Annotated in this window: 18 protein-coding genes and 2 riboswitches; of the genes, 9 read left to right on the plus strand and 9 right to left on the minus strand. The window is 28.9% G+C overall.

Annotated elements, in window-relative coordinates:
• Positions 1-28: 28 nt before the first annotated feature.
• The 4 genes from CHL78_RS08745 to CHL78_RS08760 form a co-directional block, all read right to left on the minus strand.
• The gene (locus tag CHL78_RS08745) at positions 29-829 is read right to left on the minus strand and encodes a MetQ/NlpA family ABC transporter substrate-binding protein (RefSeq protein ID WP_094365943.1); all 801 of its coding nucleotides are present in this window, start codon (positions 827-829) and stop codon (positions 29-31) included.
• Between the two features lie 45 nt (positions 830-874).
• Positions 875-1,540, minus strand: coding sequence for a methionine ABC transporter permease (locus CHL78_RS08750; protein WP_094365942.1), 666 nt, complete (start codon positions 1,538-1,540; stop codon positions 875-877).
• Positions 1,533-2,498 (minus strand): methionine ABC transporter ATP-binding protein, encoded by a 966-nt coding sequence (locus CHL78_RS08755; RefSeq protein WP_094365941.1) that lies wholly within the window; start codon positions 2,496-2,498, stop codon positions 1,533-1,535. The genes CHL78_RS08750 and CHL78_RS08755 overlap by 8 nt, the downstream gene beginning before the upstream one ends.
• 80 nt (positions 2,499-2,578) lie before the next feature.
• Positions 2,579-2,688, minus strand: a riboswitch (SAM riboswitch).
• Positions 2,689-2,766: 78 nt separating this feature from the next.
• Complete coding sequence (locus CHL78_RS08760; protein ID WP_094365940.1) at positions 2,767-3,363, minus strand: hypothetical protein; 597 nt, start codon at positions 3,361-3,363, stop codon at positions 2,767-2,769.
• A 168-nt stretch (positions 3,364-3,531) separates the two neighbouring features.
• Here CHL78_RS08760 and CHL78_RS08765 point away from each other — a divergent pair, with 168 nt between their 5' ends.
• Positions 3,532-4,125 carry a DUF3793 family protein gene (locus CHL78_RS08765; protein WP_094365939.1) on the plus strand — a complete coding sequence of 198 codons (594 nt, stop codon included), beginning with the start codon at positions 3,532-3,534 and terminating at the stop codon, positions 4,123-4,125.
• 50 nt (positions 4,126-4,175) lie between these two features.
• Here CHL78_RS08765 and CHL78_RS08770 read toward each other — a convergent pair whose 3' ends face one another.
• Positions 4,176-4,673: a lecithin retinol acyltransferase family protein gene (locus CHL78_RS08770; protein ID WP_158540667.1), complete on the minus strand. Its 498-nt coding sequence runs from the start codon at positions 4,671-4,673 to the stop codon at positions 4,176-4,178.
• 69 nt (positions 4,674-4,742) lie between these two features.
• A complete protein-coding gene (locus CHL78_RS08775) occupies positions 4,743-6,875 on the minus strand; it encodes an adenosylcobalamin-dependent ribonucleoside-diphosphate reductase (protein ID WP_094365937.1) in 2,133 nt (710 codons plus the stop codon).
• 278 nt (positions 6,876-7,153) lie between these two features.
• Here CHL78_RS08775 and CHL78_RS08780 point away from each other — a divergent pair, with 278 nt between their 5' ends.
• Entirely contained in the window at positions 7,154-7,354 is a 201-nt protein-coding gene (locus CHL78_RS08780; RefSeq protein WP_094365936.1) for a cold-shock protein, read from the plus strand.
• A gap of 193 nt (positions 7,355-7,547) precedes the next feature.
• On the opposite strand, the gene CHL78_RS08785 is transcribed toward CHL78_RS08780, so the two are convergent.
• On the minus strand, positions 7,548-7,763 hold the full coding sequence (locus CHL78_RS08785; RefSeq protein WP_094365935.1) for a hypothetical protein: 216 nt from the start codon (positions 7,761-7,763) through the stop codon (positions 7,548-7,550).
• Between the two features lie 144 nt (positions 7,764-7,907).
• On the opposite strand from CHL78_RS08785, the gene CHL78_RS08790 reads away from it, so the two are divergent.
• On the plus strand, positions 7,908-8,408 hold the full coding sequence (locus tag CHL78_RS08790) for a thioredoxin family protein (RefSeq protein ID WP_094365934.1): 501 nt from the start codon (positions 7,908-7,910) through the stop codon (positions 8,406-8,408).
• A gap of 108 nt (positions 8,409-8,516) precedes the next feature.
• On the opposite strand, the gene add is transcribed toward CHL78_RS08790, so the two are convergent.
• Positions 8,517-9,506 carry an adenosine deaminase gene (add, locus tag CHL78_RS08795; protein WP_094365933.1) on the minus strand — a complete coding sequence of 330 codons (990 nt, stop codon included), beginning with the start codon at positions 9,504-9,506 and terminating at the stop codon, positions 8,517-8,519.
• Between the two features lie 107 nt (positions 9,507-9,613).
• A riboswitch (purine riboswitch) is annotated at positions 9,614-9,711 on the minus strand.
• Positions 9,712-9,846: 135 nt separating this feature from the next.
• Here add and gltS point away from each other — a divergent pair.
• The 5 genes from gltS (at position 9,847) to feoB (ending at position 14,282) form a co-directional block, all read left to right on the plus strand.
• The gene (gene gltS / locus CHL78_RS08800; RefSeq protein WP_094365932.1) at positions 9,847-11,055 is read left to right on the plus strand and encodes a sodium/glutamate symporter; all 1,209 of its coding nucleotides are present in this window, start codon (positions 9,847-9,849) and stop codon (positions 11,053-11,055) included.
• A 90-nt stretch (positions 11,056-11,145) separates the two neighbouring features.
• Complete coding sequence (locus tag CHL78_RS08805; protein ID WP_094365931.1) at positions 11,146-11,451, plus strand: DUF1540 domain-containing protein; 306 nt, start codon at positions 11,146-11,148, stop codon at positions 11,449-11,451.
• Positions 11,452-11,730: 279 nt separating this feature from the next.
• The gene (locus tag CHL78_RS08815; RefSeq protein ID WP_094365930.1) at positions 11,731-11,946 is read left to right on the plus strand and encodes a small, acid-soluble spore protein, alpha/beta type; all 216 of its coding nucleotides are present in this window, start codon (positions 11,731-11,733) and stop codon (positions 11,944-11,946) included.
• A gap of 186 nt (positions 11,947-12,132) precedes the next feature.
• Positions 12,133-12,357, plus strand: a complete 225-nt coding sequence (locus tag CHL78_RS08820) for a FeoA family protein (protein WP_094365929.1) — start codon at positions 12,133-12,135, stop codon at positions 12,355-12,357.
• A 17-nt stretch (positions 12,358-12,374) separates the two neighbouring features.
• Positions 12,375-14,282 carry a ferrous iron transport protein B gene (feoB, locus tag CHL78_RS08825; RefSeq protein ID WP_116041391.1) on the plus strand — a complete coding sequence of 636 codons (1,908 nt, stop codon included), beginning with the start codon at positions 12,375-12,377 and terminating at the stop codon, positions 14,280-14,282.
• A gap of 131 nt (positions 14,283-14,413) precedes the next feature.
• Here feoB and gloA2 read toward each other — a convergent pair whose 3' ends face one another.
• The gene (gloA2, locus tag CHL78_RS08830; protein WP_116041393.1) at positions 14,414-14,797 is read right to left on the minus strand and encodes an SMU1112c/YaeR family gloxylase I-like metalloprotein; all 384 of its coding nucleotides are present in this window, start codon (positions 14,795-14,797) and stop codon (positions 14,414-14,416) included.
• Between the two features lie 126 nt (positions 14,798-14,923).
• Between gloA2 and CHL78_RS08835 the strand changes: the two genes are divergently transcribed.
• Positions 14,924-15,607 (plus strand): YjjG family noncanonical pyrimidine nucleotidase, encoded by a 684-nt coding sequence (locus CHL78_RS08835; RefSeq protein WP_116041395.1) that lies wholly within the window; start codon positions 14,924-14,926, stop codon positions 15,605-15,607.
• Positions 15,608-15,680: the final 73 nt, after the last annotated feature.

Here is a 15,680-nt window from a genome sequence, read left to right on the forward strand (position 1 = left end):
TTGTAAAATATTAAGTTTTTATTATCTATTAAAATGATGGTAATATACTACCTTCATACTTTTCTTCAATAAATGTTCTTACCTCATCACTAGTAAGTGCTTTTGTCAAAGCTTTTATTTTATCACTATCCTTATTATCTTCTCTACATGCTAATATGTTCGAATAAGGTGAATCTGTTGACTCTAAAACTAAAGCATCTTTTTTAGGATTTAGCTTTGCACTTAAAGCATAGTTAGTGTTTATTACTGCTCCATCAACATCTGATAGTGTTGATGCTATCATCTCTGCATTCATTTCAATTATTTCTATATTCTTAGGATTTGAAGTTATATCTTTAACTGTTATATTTTCTCCATCCTTAATTTCAATTAATCCATTATCTGCAAGTAATTTTAAAGCTCTTGCTCCGTTTGTTACATCATTTGGTATAGCAATCTTAGCTCCATCTTTTATTTCTTCAATTGATTTTACTTTTTCAGAGTAAAATCCGATTGGCTCTAAATGAACCTTTGCAGTATATGTTAAATCTAATTTTCTCTCTTCTATAGTTTGTTCTAAGAAAGGCACATGTTGGAAGAAGTTTGCATCTAGTGACCCATCCGCAACTCCTGTGTTTGGAAGAACATAATCATCCATTACTTTGATTTCTAATTTGTATCCTTCTTCTTCTAATTTAGGTTTTATTGTTTCTAATATTTCTGCATGTGGAGTAGATGATGCTCCTACTTTTATCGTCTTATCTTCATCTGCTGCTGATGATGAACATCCTACTATTGATAATGCCACTACTGAAGTTAATGCCAATGTTACTATTTTTTTTAATTTCATAATTATTTCCCCCTATGTTAATTTTTTATATTGATCCAAGTTACATTATTTTAGTTTTTTGTATGCCAGGTCTCCTAGGCCTTGGATTATTTGAACTAATATTATAAGTACTGCTACTGTATAAAGTATTATTGCCGTATCGTTTCTCTGATGACCATAAGTAAGAGCTACACTTCCTATTCCTCCAGCTCCTACTGCACCTGCCATTGCTGTGTACCCAAGTATTGATATTACTGAAATAGTTACTCCAGACACTACAGAAGGCATAGCTTCTTTTATCATGACTTTAAAAATAATTTGCCACTTCGTAGCTCCAAACGATTTTGCTGCTTCTATTAAGCCCTCATCTACCTCATTTAAAGCACCTTCAATTATTCTAGCTATAAATGGAGCTGCACCTATTGTTATAGGCACTAAAGCAGCAGTTTCCCCTATTCTTGTACCTACTATTAATTTTGTTAAAGGCATAAGTGCTACTATAAGTATGATAAATGGAAAACTTCTAAAAATATTTACTACAAAACCTAAAGATTTATTTATAGTATGATTTGGACTTAATCCACTTGGCTTTGTTACTACTAATATAATTGCTAGTATAAATCCTAGAATTGTCGCTAGTATTGCTGGTACTATTGTCATATATAATGTTTGTGATAATGCTTCTGGTAATATATCACTTAAAAATTCACTTAATGTCTCAAAATTAATCATTTACTATTTCCTCCCATATTATGCCTTTGTTGTCTAGGTATCTTTTTACCGATTCTCCACTCTTATTACTTACATTTATAATAAGCGAGCCTAATATATCATCTCTGAATTTTTCTAATTTTCCAAAAACTATAGAGAAATCTATATCCAAATCTCTAGCCATCTTAGTAATAAGACTTTCGTTTGAAGTACCCTTAGGGAATAGTATTTTTATATTTGTTCCTTGTGGTAATACTATATTGTCTTCCCCAATTAATTTTCTTAATGCTTTTGTATTATGTAAAAATATCTCTTCTGTTTCTCCAATTTCTAATACCTCTCCACCTTCCATTATCGCTACCTTAGTACAGATTTGCTTTATTACTTCCATCTGGTGAGTTACCATTACTATCGTTATTCCTAATTTTTTATTAATATCTTTAAGTAAAGCTAGTATTGACTTTGTTGTATTTGGATCAAGTGCAGAAGTTGCTTCGTCACAAAGAAGTACTTTTGGATTTAATGCTAGTGCTCTTGCTATTGCTACTCTTTGTTTTTGACCTCCACTTAAGTTTCTAGGTTTTATATCTTTCTTATCCTTTATTCCTACTAGGTCTAAAAGTTCTAAAACTCGTTTATTTATATCTTCTTTAGAATATTTAAAACACTCTAGAGGTAAAGCAATATTTTCAAATACTGTCTTTCTTTCTAATAATGAAAAGTGCTGAAAAATCATACCTAACTCTTTTCTCATTTCTCTTAACTGTTTTTCATTTAATGTTCTTATCTCTTTATTGTTTACTAAAATACTGCCTTCTTTGTAATCCTCCAAGCCATTTATACATCTAAGTAGTGTAGATTTCCCAGCTCCACTATGACCTATAATCCCAAAAATCTCACCATCTCGTATCTCCATATCTACACCTTTTAATACTTTGGTCTTACCATAGTATTTATTTACTTTCTTTATACATATCATGTCAATTCCCCCTTGATTAAATTTTACTAAATATAATAATAAAAGCCTGAGTATAAACTCAGGCTTTAGAAAGCGAATTATACTCATCTTTCAACTTTAATAAGTTGCTGGATTTAGCACCAATGTATATCAAATATATACTGGTTGCCGGGTTTCATAGGGCCAGTCCCTCCACCACTCTGGATAAGAAGTATTTAGTTTTGTTTTTGTTTTCTGATATGTTTTAATATTATAACAATTTCGAATCTATGTCAATAGAATTTTCTAATTATTTTTTATCTTTTGTATTTATATCAAATCTAGTGTTCATTTCTTTTAGTCTTACGTTGAAATCATTTTTGAAGTCTTTTGTTGCTGTTGTAGCATCATTTACCATATTCATAAACTCATCTTTAGTTTTTGTATATGCATCTTTTGGTACTTCACCTAATTTTTTTATTCTTGTATCTAGTTCAGCTATTAACTTTTCACCTTCTGCTATTAATGCTTCGTTATCTTTTTTATCCTTTTCATCAGTTATATCTGTATTTTTCTTAAGAGCATCTACAAATGATTGTATTTTGTCTTTACTGTCTGTATAAGCTTTTTTTACATCTGTTAAATAAGTTTCATTACCTGGGTATTCTTTTCCTTCAAACATTTTATTTCTACTTTCTACTGTCTCATATCCCATATAGTTATTTAAGCCTGAAAGATATTCATTATAATGCTTAGTATAATACTCTGAGTATGTATTATCATTTGTTGTAGTACTTTGTTCTTGTTTCGGCTCAGTTTTTGGTGTTTCAGTTTTTTTAGTACAAGCTACTGCTCCTATAGATAATGCTATTGCTAATCCTAATGTTATTACTTTATTTTTATTCATAGTATCCTCCTTAAAATTATGTTTATAATAATATCTATAAACCTATAAATTATTATCTCTAAATTTTCCTTTTTTATTTATATTCCTTATTTATTTTTATTGATATTAATTATCATTTGCGTTATAATAATTTTAAGTGATACTAATTTTCATTAAGGAGTGTTTAAAATGACTTGTTGTAACTCATATTACTGTAAAAATAAAATAAATTCATCATATATAAAGTGGCTTATAGAACTGTTAGGTCCAGTGTTAATTGGTTCAAAACCATCTGAAATTATAAGTATACCTGCCCATGATGTTAATAAGGATAATAAATTCGAAGAAATAAATAAATATTTTAGTAAATGTAAAAAGATAGATTTTATATCAATAGATAAGAATAATAAGGGTTTAAAGATACTATTTATCAATAAATACAGCCTAGAGAAACATCTTAAGTGTAAAAAGTCTCAAAATTTCCTAAAGTTTTTAGGCTATCCTGAGAAAGTAAGTGCAGATTCATATATTAAGCATTTAGTGAAAAAACTAGAAGGGGATACTTTCCCTGATGAGATAGGCGTATTTTTAGGATATCCTATCAAAGATGTCGTAGGATTTATGGGATATGGTAAAAATGCTTGCTATAATACAAAGTATTGGAGAGTCTATGGTGACCCAAAGCCGTCAGAAGAGCTTTATACTAAGTTTTTATTTCATAGAGAGAAAATGAGAGAGCTACTTACAAATAGAGGTATAGATAGAGTAATCAATTTATTTTAAAACAAAAAAAACTTACAGACGAAATAATCATCTGTAAGTTTTTTTGTAAATTAAATCTTCAGTTTTTTTATTGCAAAAAGTGCCTGTATTATTAAATTCACTTGATATGACTCTTGTACACCTGTTTTGCACCATATTGCAAAGTACTCGCAGTTGTTTGAAGCAAGATTAAATTTTCTCTCACCAATTCTACTTCTAGCCCTTTTTACAGTTTCTTCTGGTGAATATATTCTGTAATCACTATTTCTCTTAAGCTTTAATAGCATATACATTGTAAATGCTATATCATCATACTCTCTTGATAACTTCTGTATTTTAATTCTTTTAGGTTTAATAGACCTTTTCTTAGAAAATCTATATACATAATAATTATTTGCTCCTCCTAAAAATCTTTCTATACTTGTCTCAGCTATATACATATGTCTTAGAAACTTATCATCTTCTTTTCCATCATAATGTATGACATGATTATCATCTACATATATTCCAAAGTGATTATATATTCCATGATTTACACATATAACATCACCATATTTTGCCTTAATCAATGCAATCCCTCCGAAATAAACTTATATAAATAATTTATGAATTTATTTCGAAATTGTTAAGACAATCTCTTAATTACATTTACTATATCCACACTGTAAGCAAATTGCACATCCACCTGTAGGTATAATACTTTCATTACCACACTCTGGACATACAAATTTTTCTTGCGACTCTTCAGTAATAGCTATTTTATCATTAGCTAAATTACCATCTTTTATTTTTTTCTCTTTTTTAGGCTTATTGTTTAAAAGTACCCCGCTTCTTTTACATCCATCTCTATAGATAGTAATTCCTTTTAAATCATTTTTCCAAGCATTAATATATATATCGTATACATCCTCTACAGTAGCCTCATATGGCAAGTTTATTGTTGATGAAATAGATGCATCAATGTAACTTTGCCAAGCTCTTTGCATCCTTATTCTCTCCTCAGGTTTTAATGTCATTGCTGTTACAAATATATCAGGTAGATTTTTTTCGTCTAATATATCATGTGCATCCATATATTCTTTAACTATAGGTGTATACACTTTGTAATATACATCTTCATCATGGAGAGTTTCAGTCTTTCTTATATAAGATACATTAAATATAGGCTCAATGCCTCCACTTATACCTAGCATAGTGGATATAGAACCAGTAGGAGGTATAGTAAGTATTTGAGAATTTCTTAATCCATATAGTTCTACAAGCTCTTTTACATTTTCATCTATCCTATTCTTGAAGAATCTAGATTTTAGTATCGCTTCTTTGTTATAGTTTTCATAGGCTCCAAGATCTTTAGCCAGTAGTGCAGATTGCTTTACAGCACTGTTTAACATAGTCCTTGCTACTTCTTCACAAAGCTCTATAGATTCTTTTGATCCATATCTAATACCTAACTTTATGAGCATATCCGCTATTCCCATTACTCCTAATCCAATTTGTCTATACTCTCTTACAGCATTTCTTTGCTCCTCAAGTGGATGAAGCTCTAACCCTTCTTCCAATACTTCGTTTAATCCTATAACACCGTTTGTTACACAGTCTTTAAATTTATTAATATCAAATATTGCATGTTCAGTAAATGGCTCAACAACAAATTCAGCCAAATTTATAGAACCCAATAAGCAACTTCCACCAGCTGGAAGAGGTTCTTCTGCACAAGGATTTACTCCTGCATACTTAAATTTTTTATCTTCACTCAACAAATGATTATTTTCTATATTGTCCCAAAATAAGATTCCAGGTTCAGCAAAATCCCAGTTGTTAGCTATTAGCTTCATAAATAACTCATATGCATCGACTTCTTTAGTAATAGTTTCATTAGTCGATTCTACTTTAAACTTACATTCAAACTTAGATCTCGATTCTACAGCTTCCATAAATTTATCATTTATTCTTACTGATATATTAGCCTTGGTAACTCTATCTAAATCGGTCTTTATATCAATAAAGTCTTCAATATCAGGGTGATTAATATCCATAGAAATCATAAGTGCCCCACGTCTTCCTCTTTGACCAATTAAACCTGTAGTCATTGAGTAAAGGTCCATAAATGATACTGCACCAGTAGTAGTCTTTGCAGAATTATGCACCAATGCTCCATTGGGTCTGAGATTAGAAATATCAAAACCAACTCCACCCCCATAACTAAATGTTCTGGCTAACTTTTTTGCCGTATCAAATATCCCCTCAATACTGTCTTTAGGTGGTTCTAAGACATAACAATTAGAATAGGTTACTTTTATTCCATCACTCGGAAGACCTCTATTTGCTAATATTCTTCCTGCAAATAAAAACTTACGATCTCTTATCAGTTTAGCAATTTTTTTATTTCCACCTGATATCCTTTCTATCCATTCATCAAATGACTCATTTTCATATTGGTACTTATTAGCCCAAATAGATTTTTGAAGTTCATCACTCTTCCATTTTGCATTTCTAAACTCTGACCTTTTTTCCCTATATAAGATATATTTCTTGGCTATATCTTTTCTATTAGACTCCATAAGTAAAAACTCTACTTGGTCTTGTATATCCTCTACAGTTATTTCTTCCTCCTGAGAATTTATCATATCCTCTACTTTGTCTGATATTAACTTTCCTATTTCTTTATCTATACCTAATTTACTGTTGATAGTAGACTTATATACTGCATGAGTTATTTTGTTTTTATCAAATACTTCTTTACTTCCATCTCTTTTTATAATATTTTTCATCTTAAGTTCTCCAAACTTTATATTTTGTTATTTTTTTAATACTTTATTAATTCCCTGTATTTTTTTTTTAACACTATATGTAGTATTTTCTTTTATTATTAATAGATTTTGACTTCTATATATAGATTTAAAATCAAGTTTTATTTTCAACAAAATATTCTTTTTTAAAAATTTTATTTTTTTTTCAAATTATACCTTGCTTTTTTTTAAAATTGTTGTTATACTTATGAAACAGGCTTTAAAAGTTTGGATTTTTAATAACATGGAGGTTTTTTCTTATGAAAAACGGAATAGTAAAATGGTTTAACAGTGAAAAAGGATTTGGATTCATATCTGTAGAAGGTGGAGATGACGTATTCGTACATTTCTCAGCTATACAAGGTGATGGATACAAGACTTTAGAAGAAGGGGAAAAAGTATCTTTCGACATAACTGAAGGAGCTAGAGGTCCTCAAGCTGAAAACGTAAACAGAATATAATTATATTTTAATATATAGTTAAGAAAAAGAAGCATGTATATGCTTCTTTTTTCTTTGTTTTTATATAATTTTGATCCTTTAATAACCGATTCATTATAACTTGATTTTAATTTTGTTTCCTCATTTTTTTCATTTCTATCTTAATAAAATATGTAAAATAGTCTAATTACCTTTGATAGTTGTTAAATACGGCTTACATGATGACTTCTACATAGTCTGTGTAATAATCATACCTTTTGTTATCTACAAAGCTAGGAGAACACAAAACTTTTAGAATATAATAATTTTCATCTATTTCTTCATAATCTTTTATATAGTAATTGCCTATTATTTCGTTGAATTCTGAGTATGTTAATTTTCTCTTTTCTAATAAATATTTTAGACTGCTATATTCCTCTTCTAAATTCATAATCATCTCTCCTCTGCACTATATATCTATATTTTCACATACAGTTTTTTTTATGTATAATTCCTAAACTTACATTTGTTTTTTATAGATAAAGAAATTAATTCATGTTAGTATAAAGTATAGAATAATATTTGGAGGTATTATATGGAAACAATGACTCTTGAAGAACTACTTGAAATAGGCGTTAATTTTGAAGCATCAGTAGGTATGGGAACTAAAAGCGAAAGAGCTAGAATCCCAAAAAACTATTCTCGTATAAACTTATCTGATGATACGATAAATGAAATAATAAATATTGATAAAAAAATTACTTTTTTAGTTTCTGGTGAAATATGGTGTCCAGATTTCCAACTAAATGCAACTGTTTTACATAGGTTCTGTGAACTTAACCCTAACTTTGATATATCTGTAATAACAATGGCTAGAGGTAAGAAGTATCTTTCAAGTATATTAGGTAGAGATAAGGAAAGCTTTAAAGGACCTACAGTTGTTGCTTTGGATAAGGATTTAAATATCCTTGGTCAATTTGAAGAAAGACCAAAATCTGTACGTGCTATTGAAAACTTTGAGGATATAAAGCTTGATTACTATAAAGGTAAATACCTTTTAGACAGTGCTTCTGATTTTTTAGAAATAATAAGATAATTAAAGTTAACTTAGCTTGAGTTACTCTGTTGGCTAAACATCTCAAGTTTAAGTAATTTAAATTACAAAAAAGTATCCCTTAAGTATAAACCTTAAGAGATACTTTTTTTATATTAAGCTTCTTAACCAATCTTTAGTATTACTATCTGCAAAACAAGCGTCTACTGCATTTAGATATATTTTACTATATTCTTCTATTCCCATATTAAATTCATCAAATATTATGTTTAATTCATTAGTTAAATCAATATCTGATACAGTTCTATTATCCGTGCTTATAGTTACCAACATATCATCTTTGTAAAAATTATAAAACGGATGCTTAGAAAAATTATTTATTGCTTTAGTCTGTACATTACTCGTTGGACACATCTCAAATACAATTTTTTTTGCCTTAGCTAGATCATAGGCTTCGTTAGTATCTTTAGTTCTTATTCCATGACCTATTCTTTCTGCCCCTAGTAAGTTTATTGCATCTAGCACGTTTTTCCCACTTGCTCCTTCACCTGCATGTATAGTAACCCTATAGCCTAAGCTTCTTGCTAAATCTATTGGCTCTTTATATATACTTGCAAACCCTTCTAACTCTATTCCACATAAATCTACTGCTACTACTCCTCTATTTAAATATTTTTCCCCTGCATTTACTACTGAAAAAGCTTCTTCAACGCTCATAGATCTCATACATCCTATTATTAAGTTAGATTTAATATCATATATTTTCTCAGCTTCATGCATACCTTCTAATACGCTTTCTATTATTTCTTCTAAACTTAACCCCTTTTGTCTATGCAAAGATGGCGCAAATCTTACCTCTATATATTTTACATTTTCCCTAGCACAATCTTCTAACAACTCAAAAGCAATCCTTTTTAAACTAGACTTTGATTGCATTATTTTATTAGGTAAATCAAATCTTTTCAAATATTCTTCAAGAGATGTACAATCTTCAGGTACTTTAATAAGTGAGTCTAAAGTTTCAACTTCAAAACTTGGTAACTCAATATTTTCTTGCTTTGCAACCTCAATTATTGTATTTAACCTTACGCTTCCGTCTAAATGGCAATGTAATTCTATTTTAGGCAATTTTCTTAACATGACAACATCTCCTTTTATTATCTATTAGTATATTTAAATTTTTCAATTTATCTTCTTATTCATATGCTTATTTTTGTATAAAAAAATTTCTGACCACAAAGAAGGCGCAATAAATAGACCTTCTTCGTAATCAGAAATTTACGGTTTCTGGTAGATACACTAATCCTTATTATTAGTTTATACGAAAAATATATTTCTATTATTCTATCTATTTTCCTAACTATTGTCAATGATTATTCTTAATTTTTTCAAATATATTTTACTTTTGTACAAGTATATTTATACCTTCTTGTTAATATATTTAATATTAATATTTATTTTTTTATAAGGAGGAGGTTAATTGTTTTCTATACAGCTTGATATTATGCAAACCCTAATACTAGCAATAGTTCTTTATTTACTAGGAGGTGTAATTAAAAATAGGTTTTCATTATTTAATAAATTTTGTATACCATCTCCTGTAATCGGCGGATTAATGTTTTGTATCCTGACATTATTTTTAAATATATTTAATATATGTAGTGTAAGTATGGATACTACTTTAATGCCTTATTTTATGACTTTCTTTTTTACTATAATAGGTCTTGGAGTTAGCCTTTCTTTAGTAAAAAAAGGTGGCAAGCTTTTATTTACATATTGGATACTTTGCGGCATACTAGCCTATTGTCAAAATACACTTACTATAATTCTTTCAAAATCTTTACATATCAATCCCCTTTTAGGTCTAATGTGCGGAACAATCTCTATGGAAGGTGGACATGGATGTGCGGCAGCTTTTGGTGCTACAATAGAGAGTCTTGGTGTTTCCGGTGCATGTAGTGTTGGGATAGCTTCTGCAACCTTTGGGCTTATTTTAGGTGGTGTTATAGGAGGTCCTATAGCTAAATTTTTAATTGAGAAATATAAGCTAAAACCAAGTCATACTAATACTAGTCTATCATCAAATACAGCCAACAAAAATCGATCTACATCTTCATTTAACTTATCAGCATTAAGTTTCTTTGAACAAATATTGATAATTTTACTTGCTATGAGCTTAGGCGATTTTTTAACAAATCTGATTTATAAAAGTACTAATATAATTTTACCTTCTGTTGTTTGTTGTATGTTTGTAGCTGTAATTTTTAGAAATTTAAATGAAAAAGTACAATTTGTCAAACTTGACTTTAAATTACTAGACTTTTTAAATGAAGTGTCTCTTGGTATGTTTTTAACCATGGCATTGATGAGCATTGATTTATATAAACTATCTAGCTTATTTGGACCGATTATTGTATTAGTTCTTTGCCAGGTTTTATTTATTGTTACATTTGCTTTGTTAATTTGTTTTAAAGCGCTTGGTAAAGACTTCGATGCTGCTATAATGATAAGTGGTCTTATTGGACATGGACTTGGTGCTACTCCTAATGCCTTAGCAAATATGAGCTCTGTAAGTCAAAAATATGGTTATTCAGAAAAAGCCTTCTTAGTCGTGCCTTTAGTTGGAGCCTTTTTATTAGACCTTTTCACTATGCCATGTATAATTTTATTTATTAATTTACTCAGCTAGCTAACCTTTATTATATTTTTTGCTAGTTTAAGAATTAATTTTTATAAAGTGCAACATAATATTAATATAATATAAATTAGGAGGAAATTTATGCAAAGTAATCTGAACTGTATGGCTAATAATTGTGCCTTTAATAAATCAAATGTGTGTTATGCTTCTCATATAAAAGTAGAAGGATTTGAAGCTCAAATAACTCCTGAAACATACTGTGATAGTTTTAGAAATAGTACTTCTTTTAATCTTTCAAATTATTCAGAATCAACAGATGTAACTAATACACAAAATATATCTTGTAGTGCAGCTAATTGTACTTACAATATAAGTGGTGCTTGCAATGCAATCCATGTAGATATTAACTATGAAAATGAAAGTTGTGAGACTTTTGTATTAAGATGAATAAAAGGCAAGTAAGTTACTGAGTTCAAGCATCTTGCTTGCCTTTATATTTTAACTACATTTATATTAAATATTTATTTATCTATCCAATCTCCATAGTAAAACCTTTCACTACCATGAGATATAGCAAATACATATTGATACATTGCTTTCCATGCTTCATCACCTTCATTTATTATGAAAATCTTGTTATTACTACTTGAAATTGAATAAACTTATTTATTATGTCAAGAATAATACTGATGATATTAAGTATTGATATATATATGGAGGTTATTTATGGATTATAATACTGAGAAAAATATAATGAACAATAAAAATATAGAATCTAACGCAAAACAGGCTCTTAGCCAATACAAACTTGAAATTGCAAGTGAATTAAACAACTTCTCTAGTGATGAATTCTCTGCGCCTTATGTTGGAGGACTTGCAACTAGGAATCTAGTAAAAATGGGCGAAGAGGAATTATTAAGACAATACTCTCCTAAAAAATAAAATTTGCTTTGCACAAGTTTAAATGAAAGCCACAAACAATTTACTCTGTTTGTGGTTTTTCTAATTATAAGAATTTTACAATTCATATTAAATATTATTTGAAAATTTTTATCAATTGATTGACAAAATCTATAATTAGGCATATATTTATAGTATGATAATGATTTTCATTAGGAGGTATTAATGATGACTATTTATAATTTAAAAATAGGTCAAAAAGGAATTGTAGATAATATAAAAGGAAATGACAAATTAACTAAAAGACTACTTGCTCTAGGTCTTATAAACGGCACTGAAATAGAGGTAAAAAAAATTGCACCTCTTAAAGACCCTATGATAATTAGATTTAGAGGTTTTGACTTAGCAATTAGAAAAGAAGATGCAAAAAATATATTTATAAAGAGTAATTAGTATACGAGGGGGATATTATGATTAATGTAGCAATGCTTGGTAATCCAAACGTAGGTAAAACTACTGTTTTTAATGCTTTAACAGGTCTAAAGCAACATGTTGGAAACTGGCCTGGAGTTACAATAGAAAAAAAGGAAGGTACTTTAGGCGAAGATATTAATATAGTAGATTTACCTGGTATCTATGCCATGGATACATATTCAAATGAAGAAAAGATTTCTAAGAATTACTTATCAAATGAGAAAGTAGATGTAATATTAAACGTTGTAGATGCTTCTAATCTATCTAGAAATTTATATCTTACTACTCAACTTATGAAATACAACAAACCTATTATTGTTTTATTAAACATGACAGATATCGCTTCTACTAAAGGTATTAGCATAGATTATAAAAAACTAGAATCACATCTTAACATAAAAATTATTCCGATGGTAGCAAAAAAAGATTCTTGTAAGAGTCAAATTAAAGAAGCCATTGAATCTCTTGAAAAGTCACCTTGTACTTACATAGATTTTCCTGAAGACGAAAAGAAGACATATTTTGAGATAGAAAAGATACTATCAAAATCTGTTAAATATCAAAAAAATAGTAAAAAAACTATATCTGACAAAATTGATGATATTGCACTTAACCCCATCTTAGCTTATCCAGTATTTATAGGGCTATTATTTACTTTATTTAAATTTACTTTTGACTGGGTAGGTGGTCCACTTCAAGGTTTTGTTGAGGAATTTATAGATGGTTATGTTGCTTCTCCTGTAAGTGAGATGCTTATAAACTCTAGTCCTTGGTTTAGTTCATTAATATCTGATGGTATTATAAATAGCTTAGGGGGTGCTTTATCTTTCTTCCCTCTGATATTTGTTTTATTCTTTGGTCTTTCACTATTTGAAGATAGTGGATATATGTCTAGAGTTGCTTTTTTAATGGATAATCTTATGAAGAAAGTTGGTCTTTCTGGTAAAGCATTTATACCAATGGTTATGGGATTAGGTTGTTCTTCTCCTGCTATAATGGCCACTAGAACCCTAGATAATGAATCAGATAGAAAAGTAACAGCTCTTATTGCTCCACTTATGACGTGTGGTGCTAAGCTTCCTATATATGCGCTATTTGTTGCAATATTCTTCCCTAAAAATCAAGCGATTGTAACTACTTCACTTTATTTAATAGGAATTGTTATGGCAATACTTGTAGCTTTATTCTTAAAAAATACTAAAATAAATTCAAGCCAAGATCCATTTATCTTAGAGTTGCCTAAGTATAACCTACCTACATTAGGTGGATTATTAAAAAATACTTGGGGTAAATCTAAAGGATTTTTAATAAGAGTTACTACTATAATGTTTGCAATGTCAGTTATAATATGGTCTTTATCTTCATTTAGTTTTAGTGGATATACACCAGATATCGATAATAGCTTCCTTGCAACTCTTGGTGGCTTTATAGCTCCTATATTTGCACCTTTAGGATTTGGTGATTGGAGAGCTGGTGTTTCTATAATTACAGGTCTTGGAGCAAAAGAAGTAGTTATAGCAACTATGGAAATACTTTATGGTGATTTAAATATAGTACTACCTACTCTATTCACTGGAGTTAGCGCATTTGCATTTTTAGTATTCTGCTCACTATACACTCCTTGCGTTGCAGTACTTGCTACAATGAAAAAGGAATATGGGACTAAGATGATGTTAGGATCATTTACTTATCAGTTTGCACTTGCATGGGCTGCTGCATTTATAGTTTACCATGTGGGAAATATGATAACTGGATCATATAGTACTTATATGATTATACAACTTGTGATAGGATTAGCTGCTATTGTTACTTCTTTATTAGTAATTCATAACCGTATAAAATTTACTAATAAATCAGTTTCTGTAGCTAATAATAATGAAAATGTTGATGAAATAATCGGATAAATAAAAAAGTAGTATGAATATATAATTTATGTTCATACTACTTTTTTATTGTTTTTTATATTTATTCATAAGTATATTTTAAATAATATGATTGTTATTTGCTCTTGAGTATATATCTTTAGATTAATTAACTATCTTTCATATAATTCTATAGGTAAATCATCTGGGTCATTAAAAAAAGTGAATTTTCTTCCTGTTAAATCATCTATTCTTATATTTTCAACTTCTATTCCTCTAAAGTTTAATTCTTTCACAATTTCATTGATATTATCTACTTCGAAACATAAATGTCTCAGTCCGCAAGCTTCTGGATAGCTACTTCGTTTTGGAGGATTTTTAAAAGAAAATAATTCAATTTGACTATCTCCTATCTGTAAATCTAATTTATAAGATTCTCTATCTTCTCTATAGCACTCATTTATAACTTTTAAATTTAATATATTTACGTAAAAGTCTTTTGATTTTTCATAGTCTGAACAAATTATTGCTACATGGTGTATTTTATTTAATTTCATTTTTCTCCCCTTTTTATAGATACTTAGTGCCTATTATTATAACACACAACTTTCATTACTAAATTTTATGATATAATAAATTAATTATCAAATCATTTTATATTATAAACAAGAGGGAGATAGGATATGAAATATAAGGTTATTTTTTTCGATGCAGATGATACTCTATTTGATTTTAAGAAGACACAGGATTTTGCTTTAGATAAATTAATGGATAGTATCGAAACTGAGTTCGATAAGGATTATTGTATAACAGAATATAAAAAAGTAAATACAAAAATATGGGAAGAGTTTGAACAAGGTTTAATCTCTTCATCAGATCTAAAGGTTGAGCGCTTCAGAAGATTTGCTTATAACCTAGGTATAACTTATGATGCTAATGAGCTTAGTTCTATGTATGTAGATTTTTTAGGTGATGGTTCTTTCTTGTACGAAGAAACTTATGAAATACTTTCTTATCTAAGTGATAAGTATAAAATAAGCATAATTACAAATGGACTTGCAGATGTTCAAAACAGAAGAATAAAGAAGTCTACTGTTTCAAACTTCTTCGATGATGTAGTTATTTCAGATGAGATAAAAATTGCAAAGCCAGACCCTAAGATTTTTGAACATGCTCTTAGTAATTTAAATCATACAGATAAGTCTTCTGTTTTAATGATAGGAGATAGCCTAAACTCAGATATAAAGGGTGGAATAAATGCAGGCATAGACACATGTTGGTTTAACTTAGGTAAAAAGATTAACGATTCAGATTTTGTTCCAAATTATGAAATAAACAATTTACTAGAATTAAAAGATTTGCTTTAAAAGTAAATTTTGACATCCCCCTATAAATTTTTCTGATTCTATTGTAGTGTATAGGGTATATAATTAATAAATC

Source organism: Romboutsia weinsteinii, from assembly GCF_002250835.2.
Taxonomy (GTDB): Bacteria; Bacillota; Clostridia; order Peptostreptococcales; family Peptostreptococcaceae; genus Romboutsia_A; species Romboutsia_A weinsteinii.

Bases quoted from the DNA above. Each gene is read 5' to 3' on its own strand.
- CHL78_RS08775 (WP_094365937.1), bottom strand. From the start codon at position 6,875: ATGAAAAATATTATAAAAAGAGATGGAAGTAAAGAAGTATTTGATAAA.
- CHL78_RS08755 (WP_094365941.1), bottom strand. From the start codon at position 2,498: ATGATATGTATAAAGAAAGTAAATAAATACTATGGTAAGACCAAAGTA.
- CHL78_RS08835 (WP_116041395.1), top strand. From the start codon at position 14,924: ATGAAATATAAGGTTATTTTTTTCGATGCAGATGATACTCTATTTGAT.
- CHL78_RS08820 (WP_094365929.1), top strand. From the start codon at position 12,133: ATGACTATTTATAATTTAAAAATAGGTCAAAAAGGAATTGTAGATAAT.
- feoB (WP_116041391.1), top strand. From the start codon at position 12,375: ATGATTAATGTAGCAATGCTTGGTAATCCAAACGTAGGTAAAACTACT.
- CHL78_RS08760 (WP_094365940.1), bottom strand. From the start codon at position 3,363: ATGAATAAAAATAAAGTAATAACATTAGGATTAGCAATAGCATTATCT.
- gloA2 (WP_116041393.1), bottom strand. From the start codon at position 14,797: ATGAAATTAAATAAAATACACCATGTAGCAATAATTTGTTCAGACTAT.
- CHL78_RS08765 (WP_094365939.1), top strand. From the start codon at position 3,532: ATGACTTGTTGTAACTCATATTACTGTAAAAATAAAATAAATTCATCA.
- CHL78_RS08745 (WP_094365943.1), bottom strand. From the start codon at position 829: ATGAAATTAAAAAAAATAGTAACATTGGCATTAACTTCAGTAGTGGCA.
- add (WP_094365933.1), bottom strand. From the start codon at position 9,506: ATGTTAAGAAAATTGCCTAAAATAGAATTACATTGCCATTTAGACGGA.
- CHL78_RS08805 (WP_094365931.1), top strand. From the start codon at position 11,146: ATGCAAAGTAATCTGAACTGTATGGCTAATAATTGTGCCTTTAATAAA.
- CHL78_RS08815 (WP_094365930.1), top strand. From the start codon at position 11,731: ATGGATTATAATACTGAGAAAAATATAATGAACAATAAAAATATAGAA.
- CHL78_RS08790 (WP_094365934.1), top strand. From the start codon at position 7,908: ATGGAAACAATGACTCTTGAAGAACTACTTGAAATAGGCGTTAATTTT.
- CHL78_RS08780 (WP_094365936.1), top strand. From the start codon at position 7,154: ATGAAAAACGGAATAGTAAAATGGTTTAACAGTGAAAAAGGATTTGGA.
- CHL78_RS08785 (WP_094365935.1), bottom strand. From the start codon at position 7,763: ATGAATTTAGAAGAGGAATATAGCAGTCTAAAATATTTATTAGAAAAG.
- CHL78_RS08750 (WP_094365942.1), bottom strand. From the start codon at position 1,540: ATGATTAATTTTGAGACATTAAGTGAATTTTTAAGTGATATATTACCA.